Origin of the sequence: Acinetobacter sp. ANC 3929 (assembly GCF_000369405.1) — a bacterium.
Classification (GTDB): Bacteria; Pseudomonadota; Gammaproteobacteria; order Pseudomonadales; family Moraxellaceae; genus Acinetobacter.
The window spans coordinates 1-18956 of sequence record NZ_KB849996.1; the positions used below are offsets into that span (position 1 = coordinate 1).

An 18956-nucleotide genomic window follows, 5' to 3' on the forward strand; every position below is an offset into this window, starting at 1 on the left:
TCGAGAAATTCTTACCATTCAATCAATGAAATATTTTCGATTGATCAACCAGTAAAAATCCACACAAGTTGTTCTTCTATTCTCTTAATGATCTTTTTGCTACCTCGTCAGCAGCAAATCAACGCAATAAACACCTAACAACTTAACCAGTAAAGCTAAGTTATTTTTGCTTCATCGCGTCGGGATGTGTGCATTATAGGAGATTTTTTTTGGTGTGCAAGCTTTTTTAAACCCTTGTTTTATTGAGTGTTCTTTTTTTGCCCACCAATATGTTTAACAAAACAGCAATATTATCATAAGTATATAAAATTAAAGCAGAAATATTTTATATATATTTCTGCTTTGCTTTTTACTTAGTGTTCTTTATCTGTACACTGATAATTTTAATCGGCTGTTTCGGTACATTTTGATGCATCCCAAAGTTAGCTGTTGGTACTTTTACGATTTTATCGACAATATCCATTCCTTTTGTCACCTTACCAAAAACGGCATAACCCGCATCCATTGGTGATTTATTTAAAAAGTTATTATCTGCGACATTAATAAAGAATTGGCTACTTGCAGAGTTTGGATCCTGAGTCCGTGCCATTGCTAAAGTACCACGGGTATTTTTCAAACCATTATTGGCTTCATTCACAATCGGTGCCTTGGTTGTCTTCTCAACCATGTTTGCATCGAGACCACCACCTTGAACCATAAAACCAGGAATCACACGGTGGAAGATGGTACCTGTATAGAAGTTACTTTTTACATAGCTTTCGAAATTCTTTGCAGATACAGGTGCTTTATCATCAAAAAGTTCGATTTCGATATTTCCCATACTGGTTTTCATATCAATCATGGTATTTGCAAATAAATGGCTGCTTGCCAAAATTAAACTGGTTGCCATGAACAACTTTTTCATCATTGCTTTTCTCGACTTGAACATAGATTTGTTGTGAAAGTTCATCTTAGTTTTGCAAATCCAATTTTGCTATTTCTATTTGTTATCTTTCATAAAGAAAACCGATGTTTCACGTGAAACATCGGTTCAAGGATTTTGTTAGTTAGTCATTAACTATGTTTATCCCAAAACTTTCTAAAGTTCTTGGCCACTTCAATGGTATTGCGTTTGGCCTTACTTGAGACAGGCGTTAGGTTAATAAAGCCATGTGTTTGGTCTGGATAATCGACATATTGGACTTTGACCCCATTCTGTCTCAGCTTATGACTGTAAATCGCCCCTTCATCATGCAATAAGTCATGTCCCGCAGTAATGACATAAGCAGGCGCTAATTTCTTAAGACTTCCATAGGTCGGTGAGATCAATGGATCATCGAGTGCAACATTATGCTGTGCTGCATAATAGTCCGTCACATAATCCACATCTTTACTGGTCAGTACCAAACCCTCTCCATATGCATAGAAAGATGGGTGACGGCTTTTGAAATCAACCGCTGGGTAAATCAATAATTGTGCTTGTGGTGCGTAGGCTTTCCCCACAGAGTGCTGTGCAACCACCGTACTGATATTGCCACCAGCACTATCACCTGCGACAGCAATGCGATTTTTATAAATTTTCAATTGACGGCGATTCTGATATACCCATGCCAACGCATCTTCGCAGGTTTTTATCAATAGCTGTGGCGATGCTTCTGGTGCGAGTGGATAGTCAATACTGAGTACCTGTACTTTTGCGTACTTGGCAATTAAGCGGCACGCTTCATCATGTGTATCCAAACCACCGACCACAAAGCCACCGCCATGATAAAACACGATGATCGGCAGTTTTTTACTGGGTGCTGGATGATAGTGTCTGGCAAAGACTGTTCCGCTTTGTAGAGGCAGACGAATATCTTCAACCGATGCAACCGAAGTTGGTTTATTGATAATTGCCAACATTTGCGCATCAAACTGACGGCGAGACTCAATCGGATCATCACCAATAAAACCAATGCGGCCTTGTTTAATTTGCACAGCCATCAGACATTTGGTAAATGAATCTAAATCTGGATATTGGTGCGGATAAGCTAAAATCTTAGCCAAAGACTCTTGTACGATTTTGGGGAGCTTATCGAGTGCTCGTGCAGCAGGACCTTGTCCTTTATCTAAAATCGTCTGAATTTTTTGAGGTAATGCTGTCACTTTTGTCCCCTTCTTCGCTCTATCCATAATTCTTGTTGCCTTCGACTATATGCTTTTATAAAGTCTTAGATCAAGTTCAAGATTTTAAATTATGTCGTACGCTAAAGGGCTATTATTAAAAAGTCATTAACCATTGTGCTTATTACCGCCTAGTTTTTATGTCAATCCAATTGTGTTTTAAGGTTCGATTCTCCAAACAATAAAACCAGAGCCAAGGTCTTGGCTCTGGTTTTATATCACTTTTAAAGTGTCAATTTGATGAATTAAGTCACTTTGCAAATATGTATAGCAGTACATAAATCGATTGAAATTAAAGTTGGCATCTCATTTCCAATCTCATGCTCGCAGACTTAATCAAAAATTATTGCGCAGAACCGCCTGCTGAACCAGATACAGAACCTGAAACGTCAGCAGAAGCACTACCTGGTTGAACATCTACCGATGTACCTGCTTGCACGCCAACACCGCCTTGTACACCTGATGGGCTTGCACTTGTTGTTTGAGCTGAACCAGAAGCATCCAACCCACCTTGAGTTGAGCAACCCACAGCTGTTAATGCAACACCAGATACAACCATAGAGATCAATGCTAACTTTTTCATTGTGTATTTCCTTTCATTATGACAAAAAGCAAAGTTGTCTTTGCGTTGCCTATAATTCACAATTTTTTTCTTGGACGTGATGCGTATTAGTTGCAGTTTGTTAAGCAAGCAGCATTGTTTTGCAATTTTTCTTAAATCAACTACGTTCAGGTTTCACACATTTTTGACGCGCTGCAAAATAGCTAAGGTGTTATGACTCAAGTGATTTCATCTTTATTTTGTCTATTAAAAAGTCTTTATCTTATTTTTTTATAATTCATAGAAACACCGCACAATCTGCTTAAAAGATTACAATCAAATAGTTTTGATTAAGAATAAATGTAGCACACATAAAAAAACCGTGATTTTTCATCACGGTTCCTTTTAAAACACTAGTCTAGAGTTAAGGCCATTGCATTTCGCCTTTAACAACTTTGGCACCCAGTTCCAAACTGCTGGACTCGCCTAAAGCTGGATATTGTTTTTGCATTGTTTTGATTAATTCGGCTGAGTTTTTCGTCACTTTAACCGCTTTTTCATACTGCTTTAAATAGTCGATTGAAAAGTTAACTGCATCCAGACCTTCAGCAGCGCCTGCTTTCATATGCGCAGGGACAACAACGTTCGGGTTCAAGGCTTTAATGCTTTCCAATGTTTGGACCACTTCAGCACGGTCTTTTGCTGTAGGGGTATCCGCAGTCCAAAGATGAATGCCTGATGACACTGGAATACCACCAACAACCGCTTTGGCACTCGGAATCCACAAGTAAGTGAGTTCTTTCTTCCCCTTAATTTCAATGCTTTCATTTTCAAGCTTTAAAGTTTTTGCGGTGTACGCTTGAGGAACAATAATTTGACTCGGTGCATTCGCACCCATTTTCGGTCCCCAGTACGCTACTTTCAGTGCTTGAGTATCCTGAATATGTTTCACTGTTTCAGGCGTAGCAATGATTTGCACATTTGGGAAGTATTGTTTAAATACATCTAAACCAAAATAGAAATCTGGATCGCCATAGCTGACAAAAATGGTTTTTAATGTTTTACCACTGTCTAAAATGTCAGCAGCAATACGCAATGCTTCTGATTTAGAAAATTGAGCATTCACCAATAGCACCTCTTTATTGCCTTCAATCAATGTTGAAGTCACACCGAAGTGCTCAGGTTGAGCTAGAAAGTTTTGGATTTTTAAATCTTGTGCAAAAGCAGCAGATGTTGCTGCCAAAGTAGATAAAGCAATAATATAAGGTTTAGTGTTCATCTTATCGTCTCCAATTTGATAAGGAACACTTTAAATTGCAATTATTGCTGAATAAACACTCTAAACTAAGATAAAATGTTGCATATCTTGCAACAATGCTAATAAATATGGATACCTTAAAAGCCATCCAAGTCTTTGTTTGTATTGCGCATCAAGGCAATCTGAGCAAAGCTGCTGAACATCTCGATTATTCAAAAGCGATGGTGTCTCGCTACCTAGACCATCTCGAACAAACCTTTTCAACACGACTGTTTCAACGCAACACGCGTAAAGTGTCGCTCACCCCAGCAGGTGAGAAAGCACTGGTCTATTGCGAAAATATTTTACAACAGCAACAACTATTAGAAGGCTTAGCCGCGCCAGAACAGCACAGTGGTACCATCCGTTTTACCTGTGGCTTGTTTTTATTTCAGCTCGGTGTCAATGAATGTATTAAACAATTTAAAAAGCGCTATCCACAGATTCATTTTGATGTGTATTTAACAGAGAATACCGTTGATTTAATGGATGCACATGTCGATCTGGCTTTGCGTATTACTCAGAAAGTTGCAGATGGATTAATTGCTCGACCTGTATGTCAAATCGAATCAACCTTTTGCGCACATCCTCACTATCTACAAGACCACACTCCCCTGTTACATCCCAGCCAACTCATTCAACATGAATGTATTGCTCATCACACTCATAATCAATATTGGACATTGTTTGATACAGATCAGCAACCCCAGAACTATCCATTAAATGTTACGTTTAAAAGCAATGATGTGATCGGGCTTTATCAGATGTGTCTTAAAGCACAAGGTATTGCGATGCTGCCAACGCTTCTGGTGCGTAAAGATATTGCTCAACAGCGTTTGCAACAGGTGTTTACCGATTTTTCGGCACCCGATCTGACTTTGTCTTTGGTTTATGCATCCAGACAACATTTACCGAAAATAACCCAAGAATTTATTGCTTTTGTGATTGAAAACTTAAATTTTTACTTAAATCAGCAAAATTAAAAGATTTAAATCAACCTGAACGCTTGAATTTTGTCGCGTTGCCCATACTTCATCCCTATCTATGAATGACCAAGATGTGGCAGTTCGGGTTTAACCCTATGAGCATTAACGCCAGAAGGACTGTACATGTTTAAGAACTTTTTTCAACGGAGATCGTCAATGGCTAATGAGCAGAATGAGCAAGCTCAAGACATTCAAAATGAGCAACAAACTGAACAAACTCAAGCTGAAGGTGTAGAGCAGGCAAACGAGCTTAGCGTTGAAGATTTACAAGCTCAAATCACTAAACTCGAAGAAAGCTTAAAACTCGAAAAAGCACGTACAGCCAATGCTGTTTATGAGGCACAAAAAAGTGTTGAGCGTATTCAACGTGAATCTGAAAAGCACAAAGAGACTGTGCTGGAAAAATTTGCGAAAGAATTATTGGATTCTGTCGATAACCTAGAACGTGCAATTCAAGCTGCGGGTGAAGAACAAACGCCTGTACTTGAAGGGATTAAGCTGACTTTGAAATCATTACTCACCACACTAGAAAAATTTGGTGTTGTTGAAGCAGATACCGAAAATGGGTTCAATGCTGATTTACATCAAGCTGTGGGAATCGACCCGAATGCCAAAGCCAATCAAATTGGCACTGTTTTACAGAAAGGCTATACCTTAAATGGTCGTTTACTCCGCCCAGCGATGGTGATGGTGGGTCAATAATCTCCGTGAGCAAAGCGTTTATTTGCTCAAAAGCGTACTAATCTGAGAGTTTTTTGATTTTTTTTCATAAAAATGCTTGAAAAATACCAATTGACTCTCATATCGAATAACAAGCAAAACATTGCAACAAAATTTTAGAGGAACACAAACAATGGCAAAAATTATTGGTATTGACTTAGGTACTACCAACTCATGTGTTGCTGTACTTGAAGGCGATAAAGTAAAAGTAATCGAAAACGCAGAAGGTACGCGTACAACTCCATCGATCATTGCATATAAAGATGGTGAGATCCTTGTTGGTCAAAGCGCGAAACGCCAAGCGGTAACCAACCCGAAAAATACATTATTCGCAATCAAGCGTTTAATCGGTCGTCGCTACGAAGATCAAGCGGTACAAAAAGACATCGGTCTTGTACCTTACAAAATCATCAAAGCAGACAATGGCGATGCCTGGGTTGAAGTTAACGATAAAAAATTAGCACCTCAACAAATCTCTGCTGAAATCTTGAAAAAGATGAAGAAAACTGCAGAAGACTATTTAGGTGAGACCGTTACTGAAGCAGTGATTACTGTTCCTGCTTACTTTAACGATGCACAACGTCAAGCGACTAAAGATGCAGGTAAAATTGCAGGTCTTGATGTTAAACGTATCATTAACGAACCAACTGCTGCGGCACTTGCGTTCGGTATGGACAAAAAAGAAGGCGATCGTAAAATCGCGGTTTATGACTTAGGTGGTGGTACTTTTGACGTATCAATCATTGAAATCGCAGACCTTGATGGCGACCAACAAATCGAAGTGTTATCAACCAATGGTGATACTTTCCTTGGTGGTGAAGACTTCGATAACGCATTAATTGAATTCTTGGTTGAAGAGTTCAAGAAAGAACAAAGTGTGAACTTGAAAAATGATCCACTTGCGTTACAACGTTTGAAAGAAGCTGCTGAAAAAGCAAAAATCGAGCTTTCTTCATCGAATGCAACTGAAATCAACCTTCCATACATCACGGCTGATGCAACTGGTCCTAAACACTTAGTGATCAATGTAACACGTGCAAAACTTGAAGGTTTGGTTGCTGATTTAGTTGCTCGTACGATTGAGCCTTGCCGTATTGCGCTTAAAGATGCTGGTCTTTCGACTTCTGACATCTCTGACGTGATCTTGGTCGGTGGTCAATCTCGTATGCCACTTGTACAACAAAAAGTACAAGAATTCTTCGGTAAAGAGCCACGTAAAGACGTGAACCCTGACGAAGCGGTTGCGATTGGTGCTGCGATTCAAGGTGCGGTATTGTCTGGTGACAAAACTGACGTACTTTTATTAGACGTAACACCGTTAACTTTAGGTATCGAAACAATGGGCGGCATATTGACTCCGATCATTGAGAAAAACACCACGATTCCTGCGAAGAAATCACAAGTGTTCTCTACAGCTGCTGATAACCAGCCTGCAGTAGACATTTCGGTTTACCAAGGTGAACGTAAAATGGCTCAACAAAACAAATTGTTGGGTAACTTCCAGTTAGGCGATATCCCACCTGCTCCACGTGGCGTACCGCAAATTGAAGTATCGTTCGACATTAACGCTGACGGTATCTTGAAAGTATCAGCTAAAGATAAGAGCACTGGTAAAGAGCAATCAATCCAGATTAAAGCAAACTCAGGTTTGTCTGATGCTGAAATCGAAGCAATGATCAAAGATGCTGAAGCGAATGCTGAAGAAGACCGTAAGTTTGAAGAGTTAGCGAAAGCGCGTAACGAAGCAGATGCACTCGTTTCTAGCTCAACAAAAGCAGTCAAAGATCTTGGTGACAAAGTGACTGAAGATGAAAAAACTGCGATCACGACTGCGGTTTCTGAGCTTGAAGCAGCAACTAAAGAAAATGATGTTGAAGACATCAAAGCGAAAACTGAAGCTTTACAAAACATCTTGATGCCAATTACACAACGTGCTTATGAACAAGCACAAGGTGCAGCTGGCGGCGCAGAAGGTTTTGATCCAAATGCATTCCAAGGTGGCGATGCAGGTCAACAACAGAAAGCGGACGATGGCGTTGTAGATGCTGAGTTCACAGAAGTGAAAGACGACAAAAAATAATTTGTCTCTTTAAAAAAGACCGCGCGAAAGCGCGGTTTTTTTTGCTTAAAACTTATTTATAAAAAGTGGCGATCAGATTGATTTAGATTGTTCAAAATATAGTTCACTCAAAATCGGCATAAACAAAGGCATCACACCACAGGCTTTTATTTCGTCTAGAAATTCAGGAATATTCACACCGGGCAATAACTGCGGTGGTGCATCAATTGGCGTGACCATGCTATCCCAATGACAGGGAATAATGTATTTCGGTTTCAATAGTCGCACCACATCTTTGACGTAGTTTGAACGATATTTGCGTCCGATTGCACACAAACACACAATATCAGCTTGTCTGCCCTGCAATTCCTGTTCAATAAAATCAGCGGAATCGATGTGAACAACGCGCAATTGTCCTGTATCAATCCACCAGTTTAAGACCAAACCATGCCGTAAATGATGAAATTTCGGTGGATACGGTGGTGGTTCAATCATATCTCCCGGCAATGGAACACGACCAAACAAGGCTTTACCATGGATTGAAGGCAAGCCAATTACTTGCCATTTCCCACACTCAATCACTTCCCTACCCTGTGTCGCCAGCATCTGTTGCTCAGGCAAGCCTGCAGAACGCCCATACATCATACTGGCTTGTGAACCAATCAGGCGAGCGCCTGTTTGTTTACACACTTCTGCAGCATCCAGAATATGGTCATAATGTGCGTGCCCGATAAATACCTCATCCGCATAAGGAATATAACCTTTAACCAATGTGGGATCGCTACATAAAGGTTGGGTAAAGGTTTGCCAAAAGTTTGGACGGCTAATAAAAGGATCGAGCACTAAAGTTCGGTTGGCATCAGACAAGATAAATCCTGCGGTCCCCAAATATTTAATTTTTAAATTTTCAGCTTTTGCCACGGCTGGTGAATTAGCCGTCCACGCAGTTTCAGGTGCTTTAAGTAGATATTTCAGCATGCATATTCCTTAAGCTTTCTTTTTATTGATCCATTCACGGCATTTATTAAAGCAGAATGCGCCGTGCGATGATATCTTTTCCCGTAATTCCCTATTTTTGCTATAGTCTGATCAATTTAAGGGGTTTATGGTCGAATCTCCCATTCATTGATTCTGCTTTTTTAGAAGAAAATAAAATGATTCGTTTGGTTATTTTTGCTGGATTAATTGTGTTCCTACTTTGGTCTGGCTATCAAACTCACCAACATCCACAACTTAAATTTAACTCTTTGGCTGATCGTATCAGTCATCCCTTTGATACTCGTCTACACTATCGGATTGCCGAAGTTGACCCACGTTTTAAACTCAGCATTGAGCAAGTCAAAAGCATCAGCCAACAAGCAACACAAATCTGGAAAGATGGCACAGGGCAAGATTATTTTGTCTATGACCCGAATGCCCAGCTTGCAATCCACTTGATCTATGATGAACGCCAACAAGAAAGTGAACAACGTCGCGAACACCTCAGTCAACTTCAATCAAACCAACAACACTGGCTAGAGAAAAAACAAAAACTTGATCAAATTGAACAGCAAATTGTTCGTAATAAGCAGGTTCTCGATTTAAAACAACAACAGCTTAACCAACAGATTCAACTCCATAATCAAGAACAACACAATGCGCAGCAGAATCGATCCTCAATTGCCAATCTAGAATATTTTCAGCAACGACAACAGGCCTTAGCGCAAAACGTACAGTTATTACAGCAAGAAATTAATCAATATAATCAAACAATCGTGGCGTTAAATCAGCAGATTGATGAGCTCAATGCTTTGGATCAGCAACTGAATGCTTCGGTGAATCAATATAAGCAACGCTTTAAACCCCATTTATTTCATAAAGGTTTGTTTAATGGCAAACAGATTTTAATTTATGAGTTTGAATCTGAAGATGACCTGCGTTTAACACTTGCTCATGAATTAGGTCATGCGTTGGGAATACAACATACGGATGATCCTCAAGCGCTGATGCATCCGATCATGAAAGATCAAAATACAGCGCATTTTCTTTTAACTCAATCAGATCGTGATTTGTTGTTGGCAAGATAGCTGCTGCAAAATATTGTGCTTAGACCACCTGCTCAGATAGTAAAAAACTGATGGACGATAAATGTCACAAATAAACAAATTTTTATCTAAAATTCAAAAACTTTACCATTTTATATAATATTTACAAAAGTTAACAATTAGGGGGTTTTTAGGATTCTCTCATGTAGAATCTTCCATATTTCACTAAGATGAATTTAATGTCTTGATATTTTTAAGCTTATGCTTAAAAAGCATACGATTTGTCGTTTTTATCATTCTGCAAATCATTCGATTTATTTTTTTATTTTTTGGAAAAAAGTCACAGTTTTTACTTTTATTTATTAACCAGATAGCATTTTGACGCTCGCAAAATAATGATGAAAAATAAGTCTTTATTTGGGGAGATTTACAATGCGAGCTCATTATCTAGCAGCCTTAATGGCTTGTATCAGTATGATAACGCCTCAACTGAGCAATGCCCAAACCAATACAAATCCTATTGATGGACATCAGCATCAAACGATAAAAAAAACCTTACGCTACCGTATCGCTGACGTTGATCCCCGCTTCAATCTCAGTCAACCGCAAGTCCTCGAATTAACCCAACAAGCCGCTAAACTTTGGGAGCAAGAAACGGGACAACAAAATTTTATTTATGATCCACAAGCTGAATTTACCATTAATCTGGTCTTTGATGAGCGCCAACAACGCAGCACTGATCGTATACAAAGCTTAGATCAACTCAAACAACAACAAAAACAATGGGAAAATCAAAATCAACAACTACAACAGGTAAAAAATGAAATTCAAAGAACTACTGCATTAATTGCCAGCAAACAAGCGCTATTGAATGCCCAATTCCAACAATATAATGCGGAAGTACTCCGCTTCAATCAGACACGTTCTACGTCTAAAGATATGGCTCAACAATTTTCACAAAGACAGAAAATGTTGGAACAGCAATCTTTAGTGCTACAGCGAGAAGTCCAAGAACATAATCAACGGACACAGCAACTCAACCAAAGCATTCAAAACTTAAATCAAAGTAATCAACAACTGGTTGCATCGGCAAGCCAATTTAATCAGGTATTTCAGCCACATTTACTACATAAAGGTCATTTTAATGGTAAGCAGATCCTGATTTATGAATTTTCATCTGCAAATGATCTACGCCTAACACTGGCACATGAGTTTGGACATGCACTCGGTTTAGAGCATACCAACGATCCTCGCTCACTGATGTACCCTGTCATTCAAAAACAAAACTTCCAGCAATTTGCACTTACCGATTCTGATAAAGATTTGGTAAAAGCCATTTATTGATAACACCAACAGATTTTGCTTTACAAGAATTAACACTAACTAGACTCTAAGTATAGTTTTTGTACAAACAGATAAGTTTTTTATGTGAAATAGAATGTATTTTTTATCTCTAAGAAAAATCGATTTTTTAACTTACTCCATTAAAATTTTAGCGATTCCGTCTATTCACAATAAAAAATAAATCGTTGTTCTCATTTTAATTTTAGATCATTTAATAAACAAATCTCTTTTATTTATCATGATTTTTCACGACTATTTCTACAAATGTATTTTTATTCATTTTCCAGAAATATCGTAAAAACTCATAAGAAACTCTACAGGCCATCAATTTGACTAATGTTTTTAATTGAATAAAATGTGATCTCTTTCATGTTTTATCTCCTATTATGCGCTTTATGTCTCTCCTGATGGCTGCATGTTTTACCTTGCTAGCCCCTGCTCCCGTTTTTGCTAAAATTTCTTCGACGACATCGGCTCAGTCGCAAGTTCGCTATAGCACAGAACAGCCTCTACGTTATCGTATCGCTGAGCTTGACCCACGCTTGAACATCGATCAACAACAAATGATTGAGCTTAGTAAACAGGCTGCTGCAATTTGGGAAAAAAATACGGGACAAAGATATTTCATTTATGACCCAGAAGCTGACTTCGCAATTAATCTGGTTTTTGATCAACGTCAAATTCGTAGTATGAAACGCGCAGAAAGCTTAGGCCAACTTGAGCAGGAACAACAGAATTGGCTCAACCGAAATGAGAAATTACAGCAGATCAATTCAGAATTGACTGAAAGCAATGCTCAGCTTGAGCTACAAAAGAAAGCCTATGAAACTCAGGTTCAACAATATCAGCTAGGCCTAGCTCAATATAAAGCAGACAGCAGTAATAAAGCACTATTCTCTGCACTACATAAACAGCAACAACAATTGCAACAACAAGCCCTTAAGTTGCAAGAAAAAATTGCTGAATACAATCAAAAAGTTCAGCAAAATCAAATAAAAGTCGAAAAATCAAAGCAGATTCATCAACAACTCACAGCTTCTGTTGATGAGTTCAATCAGACCTTCAAACCTGAAGTGCTACATAAAGGTCAATTTGATGGAACGCAGATTTTTATTTATGAATTTTCTTCAATCGATGACTTACGCTTAACATTAGCACATGAATTTGGGCATGCACTCGGTCTCAAACATACTCGTGACCCAAAGTCTTTGATGTATCCACGCATTAAAGAACAAGATGCCAAAGATTTTCAACTCACAGAAACTGATCTTAAGTTACTAGGTTTGGCAGATTAAAAGCTGATCAATAGATTATCCTAAGTGGATATAAGATGATGTGCTAAGCAATAACAAGAATGGGTCGATTGTTTTGATTTATTCATGCTATTGTGGTGTTAAAACATCATCTTAGCCTTAACGGAGATCAGCATGAGTTATTATCATATCTTAATTGAAGTGAACGACCACATCAGTACGATTGAACAGACTCGTGATATCGAACTCTTAGATATTCAAGATATTAGCCCCTACTTACACTCGATTTTAATTCCTTATTTCAACGAACATGAAATCGAGCTTGAAGAGGACAATGTTGCTTATGATGAAATTCTACATTTAGAAGTCAAACAAACTTTATTACCGATTGAACATTTAATTGAAGAAGAACAAAAACAATTACCAAGTGATACTGATGTTACCATCACAGCTTATGAAATCTTTAATGATCGTGATTTAAGCCAAGATGTCACTGCTGTAATTTTTGATATTTTAGAAGCAGTTAAATTAGACGCTGCACCTTAAGCCTAGAAATAAAAAAGGTCTGCACTTGGCAGACCTTTTTTATTTTATCTGATACAGATTTATTGCATCATTTGCTTCGCCTGTTCCTGACGGAAGGCACGTAAAATCTGTTGTCCTGCTCGTCCTGTTGGATTTAAGCCCAGGCGAGTTTGTTCTTGACGAATGGCTTGACGACTTTTATCACCAATCAATCCATCAACAGCACCAATATCATAGCCACGTTGCACTAAAAACTGTTGAATTTCACGACGTTCAGCACGCGATGTACCAGCATCATCGGTTGGCCACGCGGTTAAGAATGGCGTACCACCACGTAAACGATCTGATAAATGCGCAATGGCTAAACCATAACTTTCAGCCGCGTTATAACTATAAATCGCATCAAAGTTTTTAAAGACGAGGAACACTGGACCGTTTGCACCGGCTGGAGAAATCAGTCCTGCTGGCGTACTGCCCGATAAATTACCTTGGATCAATGCAGTACCATCAGCACGGGTGACCCCTTGTGCAATCCAACTATTCAGTGCTTTTTTATTACGGCGACTTTCACCAGAGATCGACATACCTTGTGGGATTTTGACTTCAAAGCCCCATGGCATACCCGTTTGCCACCCTGCTTTCTTTAAGAAATTTGCTGTCGAAGCCAAAGCATCAGTGGTACTTGAAACCAAATCACGACGACCATCGCCATCGAAATCCACCGCTAAGCGTTCATAGGTCGATGGCATAAATTGGGTATGACCAAAAGCACCAGCCCATGAACCATACAGTTGATCTTGAGTTAAATCACCACGTTGTAAAATACGCATGGTGGCAAAAAACTCACCACGGAAATAATTTTGACGGCGACCTTCACAGCTCAAAGTCCCTAAAGCCTGTAATAAAGGATATTTACCCGAAATATCACCATAATTACTTTCGACGCCCCATACTGCTACGACCGTTTCAGCAGGCACACCATAGGCCTGCTCAACACGATTGAGTACCGCTCGATGTTGATTTAATTTTTGTTGTCCAGCTTGTACACGTTCGTTATCCACAAGGCCAGACAAATAATCCCAGATCGGGGTCGAGAATTCAGGCTGATAATTTAATTTATCAATCACAGAATAGTCAGGCGTTAAATTTTGCGTATAACGATCATAAGTTGCTCCAGAAACACCTGAAGCAATCGCTTGCGAACGCAAATTGGCAATACAGCCCTGAAAATTGGAATTTGGCGTATAATTACTGCTTACAGGTGCTGTCGTCGTTGGTGTCGAAACTGCTGCACCATTAATGACTAGCTCGGCATGCGCCTGATTGAAAAAAGTAAATAAGGCAGTGCCTAGAAAAAAAGAAAAATGACGTTTCATGACTGAACCAAAAATTTTGAATTTAAATTTCCTCTCCACCTTAGCATGCTCTATCAAGATGTATAGTTTGGAAACGTAACTTTGAATTCATTTCTCGGGTTTTAAATTTAAAAACCTACTTTTAAATTCATAATTCAGGCTTTATTTTAAATTTAAAAGTTATCAACAAGCCCTATTTAAATTCAAAAATGCAACACTGGACTACATAATGGTTTTAAATTTAAAAAACTTAACCACTTTTAAATTCATTCCTTTAAATAGAATAGCAATCAATTCAGCTAGAACATCAAAAAGACGATAAGTTTATATTTTTTATATCATTATTTCAGAGAAAATAGATATCCACAGCCCATCATTTAAATTTAAAAGACCAGCATCGTCTTATTTTTAAATTTAAAACAGGATCTCTATTTTGAATTTAAAAAGCAAAATGACTTATCCACTTTTATTTAAATTCAAATAAACACTGTTATTTTAAATTCAAAATCACACAACCAAGTTATCCACAAAAGATGAGTTCTTATTTTTTAAATTTAAAAAGCAATATGCAATAAAAAAGCGATCCGAAGACCGCTGTTTTAGCTATTGTGGATAAGTTTAGAGCTTCATATCTGCTGTTAATGCCAATGGTACAGGTAAAATCTGAGCCAATTGGCGACATAAAACTGTTAAATCATCCGAATTATTTGGCATCAGTGTAATATGTCCTAGCTTACGACCAGTACGCTCAGACTTATTATAGAGATGTAAATGTGCGCCATTCAGGGCCAGAACATCTTCAGATTTTGGATGCTCACCAATAATATTGATCATCACCGTTGGGCGAATCACTTCTGTTGAGCCCAGAGGTAAACCTGCAACTGCTCGAATATGGTTCTCAAATTGTGAGCAAATCGCACCTTCAATTGACCAATGACCTGAATTATGGACTCGACATGCCATTTCATTGGCATAGAGGCCTTGTTCAGTCACAAACAATTCAAGCGTGAGTACGCCCACATAATTTAAGTGATTCAACAAACGGGTAATATAGTCTTGTGCAACCGGCTGTAAATCAACGCTATTCGGTGCAGGTACAATCGAATGCGACAAGATCCCATGATGATGATGGTTTTCTGCCAATGCCCAAGTTCTTACATCACCATTCTGTCCACGCACTGCAATAATCGATACTTCACGGCTGAATTTAACAAAACTTTCTGCAATCAAGCTTTTTGCAGGACCGAGCTCAGCCCAAGCTGTATCGATTTGATCTTCAGTACGCAACACGAACTGACCTTTGCCATCATAGCCGCCCGTCACAGTTTTTAAGACGATGGGTAATCCAAGATCAGCAACAGCTTGTTTTAAGCTTTCTAAGCTATCCACAGCACGATACGGCGCAACAGGAATACTGAGCTCATCAAACAAACTTTTCTCAGCCAAGCGGTTTTGTGCAGTCGCTAACGCAAGGCGAGGAGGGTGCAAGGTTTTGCTTTGGGTTAAAACGTCCACATCCGCAACAGGTGTATTTTCGAATTCAAGACTAAATACGTCCGCACTGGCAATAAAATCTTGTAAACCCTGTGCCGCTTGGCTCGAAAAGACGGGACCCAGAATCGCAGCAGGGCAATTCGTTTCCGCTTCAAAGAAGGTGCATTGAATATTAAGTGGTAATGCCGCCTGCGCCATCATACGGCCTAGCTGTCCGCCACCAAAAATGCCAATGGTTTTATTCATGATCAGCTCCGTTACACTTGACCAGGAATGTTATTACTCGATACTTTTTCTGTTTGTGCAGTTCGGAAATCAGCCACATTTTTAGCGATGTCTGGACGGGTTAAACCTAAAATCTGTGCTGCCATGATTGCGGCATTGGTCGCACCAGCCTGACCAATCGCCAAAGTACCCACTGCAATGCCTGCTGGCATTTGCACAATTGAAAGCAATGAATCAACGCCATTCAAAATCGATGATTTAACAGGTACACCCAATACAGGTAAATCAGTTTTAGCCGCACACATTCCTGGTAAATGTGCAGCACCACCAGCACCCGCAATAATCACTTGGATCCCGCGATCACGTGCTGTTTCCGCATATTCAAATAAACGATCTGGCGTACGGTGCGCAGAAACCACTTCAGCTTCAAAAGGAACACCCAATTGTTTGAGCATGTTAGCGGTATGTTCAAGTGTTGCCCAATCTGATTGAGAACCCATGATAATTCCGACTAAAGGTTGGCTATCTGTTGCGACCGCATTCATTGGCTTTTCCAAAACATGATAAAAATAGACAAGTATCTCGACTCACGCCAAGCACGAGGGAATAAATTGGCAAATATTATAGCCTTTTTTTCAGGCATCCCCAACAAAAGAACGCATGAACTGATCTATGAAAAATTAGCTCTGATTTCTAAAAACGAAATAGACACAGCCCATTAAACAAAGCATTGCCCAAATATAATCTAGCTTAAAAGGCTGTTTAAATAAGAACATCATAAAAGGTACAAAAACAATTAGCGTCACCACTTCTTGGGTAATTTTCATTTCCCCCAGACTCCAGCCATGCTGATTGAGTAACTTTGTGGCAGGGATCATAAAACTGTACTCCAACAAAGCAATACACCAGCTAAATAAGATCGCTTGCCAGATCGGCGCATCATGCAGAATTTTCAGATGCCCATACCATGCCAAGGTCATAAAACAGTTGGAAATAATCAACAAACATAACGCTAAAAGAGTAGGGCTCAACATAATGTGCTTTTATCCAGATAAGGGTTGAACAGCAGAGATGAAATGCTTGTAAAAACGCTGAAATTTTAGCATTCATCTGTGCAATTAGAACTAAACAACAACAACGAATTTTGACTATCTTTTCCATGCAAGCCTTGCTATCGTTGCGTTTGATTTTTATTGATAACGACAATCATACATACGATATCGTGCTGTATGACAAGCAGTGGAGAAGGCGCGTTATGCATCTGCATATTTTGGGTATTTGTGGCACATTTATGGGGTCTTTGGCTCTGTTAGCACGAGATTTAGGACATAAAGTCACAGGTTCAGATGCCAATGTTTATCCACCGATGTCGACTCAATTGGAAAATGCAGGTATTGAATTGATGCAGGGCTATGATCGTAGCCATTTACAACCCCATCCTGATCTGGTCATCGTCGGCAATGCCATGAAACGTGGTATTGATGCGATTGAATACATGCTGAATGAAGGCCTGCCTTATATTTCTGGGCCACAATTCTTGGCAGACCATGTGCTCCAAGGTAAACATGTGCTCGGTGTTGCAGGCACACATGGTAAAACCACCACCACTACCATGCTGGCTTGGGTGCTGGATCAAGCAGGTTTAAATCCTGGTTTCTTGATTGGCGGTGTACCATTGGGTTTTAGCGAAAGCGCACGTTTAGGTGGTGGTCAATATTTCTGTGTGGAAGCGGATGAATATGATTCTGCATTCTTCGATAAGCGTTCTAAGTTCGTTCACTATCACCCTAAAACCGCGATTTTAAACAACCTCGAATTTGACCACGCTGATATTTTTGATGATCTTGCTGCGATTCAAAAACAGTTCCATCATTTAGTGCGCACCATTCCAAGCGAAGGTCGTATTATTGCGCCAATTACTGAAACCAATATTGATGAAGTGCTGGAGCAGGGCTGCTGGACACCTGTGATTCGTACCAGTCTAGAGCCAAATGAGCAGGCCGCTTTATCTGCTGAGTTAATCAGTGCTGATGGTAGCCACTTTAAAGTGCTTGAACACGGCCAAGTGGTGGGTGAAGTGAAATGGAATATGACAGGGCAGCACAGCGTTGCCAATGCTTTAGCGACCATTGCTGCTGCACAACACGTGGGTGTTAGCCTTGAACAGGCTTGTGAAGCATTATCCAACTTCGGTGGGGTAAAACGCCGTATGGAGCTATTAGGCACGGTGCGTGGTATTGAAGTCTATGATGACTTTGCCCACCACCCAACTGCGATTGAAACCACTTTGGACGGCGCACGTAAACGTCTTGGTGAACGTAAGCTATGGGCGATCATTGAACCACGTTCTAACACCATGCGTATGGGCAGCCATAAAGATGGTTTAGCGCATTCAGCTCGTTTAGCGGATGAGGTAATTTGGTATCAACCAGAAGGTCTGGATTGGGATTTACAGCCCATCATTGCAGCTTCATCAAACAAGGCAGAAGTCAGTCGTTCTTTGGATGACATCATTGCCCGTGTGGTGAATGAAGCAGGTGAGGGCGATGCTGTGGTGATCATGTCCAATGGCGGTTTTGGTGGTTTACATCAAAAGTTGATTACAGCTTTGTCTTAATAAAGATGAACTTTGCACGGCCTCGTATACAAAGAAAGAACAAATGACTTTTGTATAGGCATTTATTACTTTGGCTGGGCAAAGTAACCACACCCCTTTATTTGGCAGAGGGTACATCCTTGTAACCCCTGCCAAACTGGCGGCATCCATGCCGCCGTCACAATAGTAAATATCAGCAAGAAATTAATTTAACCTGAGTTCGACAAAAAAGATGATACTCGGAAACGTCATCCACAACCTGAGCTAACCAAAGCGCTTAAAGCTTTGGGCTAGCGCAAGACAAACAAAGTGCGTAGTTTATTGCTCAAGCAGAGCTTTTACCTTGCGGTACGGCAAAGATTATTAATCTTTGCTATTCGTACCTCAGGTTTTGC

17 protein-coding genes are annotated in these 18956 nt (G+C 39.6%); 8 read left to right on the forward strand and 9 right to left on the reverse strand.

Annotation, left to right across the window (positions count from 1 at the left end; genetic code table 11):
• Positions 1-349: 349 nt before the first annotated feature.
• The 4 genes from F909_RS16570 to F909_RS16555 all read right to left on the reverse strand — a co-directional run bounded on the left by F909_RS16570 (position 350) and on the right by F909_RS16555 (position 3962).
• The gene (locus F909_RS16570; protein ID WP_212749608.1) at positions 350-904 is read right to left on the reverse strand and encodes a peptidylprolyl isomerase; all 555 of its coding nucleotides are present in this window, start codon (positions 902-904) and stop codon (positions 350-352) included.
• A gap of 149 nt (positions 905-1053) precedes the next feature.
• Positions 1054-2124, reverse strand: a complete 1071-nt coding sequence (locus tag F909_RS16565) for an alpha/beta hydrolase (RefSeq protein WP_212749609.1) — start codon at positions 2122-2124, stop codon at positions 1054-1056.
• Between the two features lie 361 nt (positions 2125-2485).
• On the reverse strand, positions 2486-2725 hold the full coding sequence (locus F909_RS16560) for a hypothetical protein (protein WP_005146216.1): 240 nt from the start codon (positions 2723-2725) through the stop codon (positions 2486-2488).
• Positions 2726-3107: 382 nt separating this feature from the next.
• Positions 3108-3962, reverse strand: coding sequence for an MBL fold metallo-hydrolase (locus F909_RS16555; protein WP_005146218.1), 855 nt, complete (start codon positions 3960-3962; stop codon positions 3108-3110).
• Between the two features lie 107 nt (positions 3963-4069).
• Between F909_RS16555 and F909_RS16550 the strand changes: the two genes are divergently transcribed.
• The 3 genes from F909_RS16550 to dnaK all read left to right on the forward strand — a co-directional run bounded on the left by F909_RS16550 (position 4070) and on the right by dnaK (position 7766).
• Positions 4070-4963, forward strand: a complete 894-nt coding sequence (locus F909_RS16550; protein ID WP_005146220.1) for a LysR family transcriptional regulator — start codon at positions 4070-4072, stop codon at positions 4961-4963.
• A gap of 159 nt (positions 4964-5122) precedes the next feature.
• Entirely contained in the window at positions 5123-5668 is a 546-nt protein-coding gene (grpE, locus tag F909_RS16545; protein ID WP_005146223.1) for a nucleotide exchange factor GrpE, read from the forward strand.
• Between the two features lie 151 nt (positions 5669-5819).
• Complete coding sequence (dnaK, locus tag F909_RS16540) at positions 5820-7766, forward strand: molecular chaperone DnaK (protein WP_005146226.1); 1947 nt, start codon at positions 5820-5822, stop codon at positions 7764-7766.
• 72 nt (positions 7767-7838) lie between these two features.
• On the opposite strand, the gene F909_RS16535 is transcribed toward dnaK, so the two are convergent.
• Positions 7839-8723, reverse strand: a complete 885-nt coding sequence (locus tag F909_RS16535) for an MBL fold metallo-hydrolase (RefSeq protein WP_005146229.1) — start codon at positions 8721-8723, stop codon at positions 7839-7841.
• Positions 8724-8899: 176 nt separating this feature from the next.
• Here F909_RS16535 and F909_RS16530 point away from each other — a divergent pair, with 176 nt between their 5' ends.
• From F909_RS16530 to F909_RS16515, 4 genes are all read left to right on the forward strand, one after another.
• Positions 8900-9811: a matrixin family metalloprotease gene (locus F909_RS16530; protein WP_032877652.1), complete on the forward strand. Its 912-nt coding sequence runs from the start codon at positions 8900-8902 to the stop codon at positions 9809-9811.
• A 390-nt stretch (positions 9812-10201) separates the two neighbouring features.
• Positions 10202-11113, forward strand: a complete 912-nt coding sequence (locus tag F909_RS16525) for a matrixin family metalloprotease (RefSeq protein ID WP_005146232.1) — start codon at positions 10202-10204, stop codon at positions 11111-11113.
• 386 nt (positions 11114-11499) lie between these two features.
• Complete coding sequence (locus F909_RS16520; protein WP_005146233.1) at positions 11500-12408, forward strand: matrixin family metalloprotease; 909 nt, start codon at positions 11500-11502, stop codon at positions 12406-12408.
• A 132-nt stretch (positions 12409-12540) separates the two neighbouring features.
• Positions 12541-12912: a hypothetical protein gene (locus F909_RS16515; protein ID WP_005146235.1), complete on the forward strand. Its 372-nt coding sequence runs from the start codon at positions 12541-12543 to the stop codon at positions 12910-12912.
• Between the two features lie 59 nt (positions 12913-12971).
• Here F909_RS16515 and F909_RS16510 read toward each other — a convergent pair whose 3' ends face one another.
• The 4 genes from F909_RS16510 to F909_RS0120155 all read right to left on the reverse strand — a co-directional run bounded on the left by F909_RS16510 (position 12972) and on the right by F909_RS0120155 (position 16999).
• Positions 12972-14267 (reverse strand): lytic murein transglycosylase, encoded by a 1296-nt coding sequence (locus tag F909_RS16510; protein ID WP_005146237.1) that lies wholly within the window; start codon positions 14265-14267, stop codon positions 12972-12974.
• Positions 14268-14864: 597 nt separating this feature from the next.
• The gene (locus F909_RS16505; protein ID WP_005146239.1) at positions 14865-15986 is read right to left on the reverse strand and encodes a 5-(carboxyamino)imidazole ribonucleotide synthase; all 1122 of its coding nucleotides are present in this window, start codon (positions 15984-15986) and stop codon (positions 14865-14867) included.
• 11 nt (positions 15987-15997) lie between these two features.
• Positions 15998-16510 (reverse strand): 5-(carboxyamino)imidazole ribonucleotide mutase, encoded by a 513-nt coding sequence (gene purE / locus F909_RS16500; protein ID WP_004776464.1) that lies wholly within the window; start codon positions 16508-16510, stop codon positions 15998-16000.
• A 135-nt stretch (positions 16511-16645) separates the two neighbouring features.
• Entirely contained in the window at positions 16646-16999 is a 354-nt protein-coding gene (locus F909_RS0120155; protein WP_032877644.1) for a DMT family protein, read from the reverse strand.
• 221 nt (positions 17000-17220) lie between these two features.
• Here F909_RS0120155 and mpl point away from each other — a divergent pair, with 221 nt between their 5' ends.
• Positions 17221-18582, forward strand: a complete 1362-nt coding sequence (mpl, locus tag F909_RS16495) for a UDP-N-acetylmuramate:L-alanyl-gamma-D-glutamyl-meso-diaminopimelate ligase (protein ID WP_005146245.1) — start codon at positions 17221-17223, stop codon at positions 18580-18582.
• Positions 18583-18956: the final 374 nt, after the last annotated feature.

Coding starts and splice junctions, on each gene's coding strand:
- F909_RS16525 (WP_005146232.1), top strand. CDS start 10,202: ATGCGAGCTCATTATCTAGCAGCCTTAATGGCTTGTATCAGTATGATA.
- F909_RS16520 (WP_005146233.1), top strand. CDS start 11,500: ATGCGCTTTATGTCTCTCCTGATGGCTGCATGTTTTACCTTGCTAGCC.
- F909_RS16550 (WP_005146220.1), top strand. CDS start 4,070: ATGGATACCTTAAAAGCCATCCAAGTCTTTGTTTGTATTGCGCATCAA.
- purE (WP_004776464.1), bottom strand. CDS start 16,510: ATGAATGCGGTCGCAACAGATAGCCAACCTTTAGTCGGAATTATCATG.
- dnaK (WP_005146226.1), top strand. CDS start 5,820: ATGGCAAAAATTATTGGTATTGACTTAGGTACTACCAACTCATGTGTT.
- F909_RS16535 (WP_005146229.1), bottom strand. CDS start 8,723: ATGCTGAAATATCTACTTAAAGCACCTGAAACTGCGTGGACGGCTAAT.
- mpl (WP_005146245.1), top strand. CDS start 17,221: ATGCATCTGCATATTTTGGGTATTTGTGGCACATTTATGGGGTCTTTG.
- F909_RS16510 (WP_005146237.1), bottom strand. CDS start 14,267: ATGAAACGTCATTTTTCTTTTTTTCTAGGCACTGCCTTATTTACTTTT.
- F909_RS16560 (WP_005146216.1), bottom strand. CDS start 2,725: ATGAAAAAGTTAGCATTGATCTCTATGGTTGTATCTGGTGTTGCATTA.
- F909_RS16515 (WP_005146235.1), top strand. CDS start 12,541: ATGAGTTATTATCATATCTTAATTGAAGTGAACGACCACATCAGTACG.
- F909_RS16530 (WP_032877652.1), top strand. CDS start 8,900: ATGATTCGTTTGGTTATTTTTGCTGGATTAATTGTGTTCCTACTTTGG.
- F909_RS16570 (WP_212749608.1), bottom strand. CDS start 904: ATGAAAAAGTTGTTCATGGCAACCAGTTTAATTTTGGCAAGCAGCCAT.
- F909_RS16505 (WP_005146239.1), bottom strand. CDS start 15,986: ATGAATAAAACCATTGGCATTTTTGGTGGCGGACAGCTAGGCCGTATG.
- grpE (WP_005146223.1), top strand. CDS start 5,123: ATGGCTAATGAGCAGAATGAGCAAGCTCAAGACATTCAAAATGAGCAA.
- F909_RS16555 (WP_005146218.1), bottom strand. CDS start 3,962: ATGAACACTAAACCTTATATTATTGCTTTATCTACTTTGGCAGCAACA.
- F909_RS0120155 (WP_032877644.1), bottom strand. CDS start 16,999: ATGTTGAGCCCTACTCTTTTAGCGTTATGTTTGTTGATTATTTCCAAC.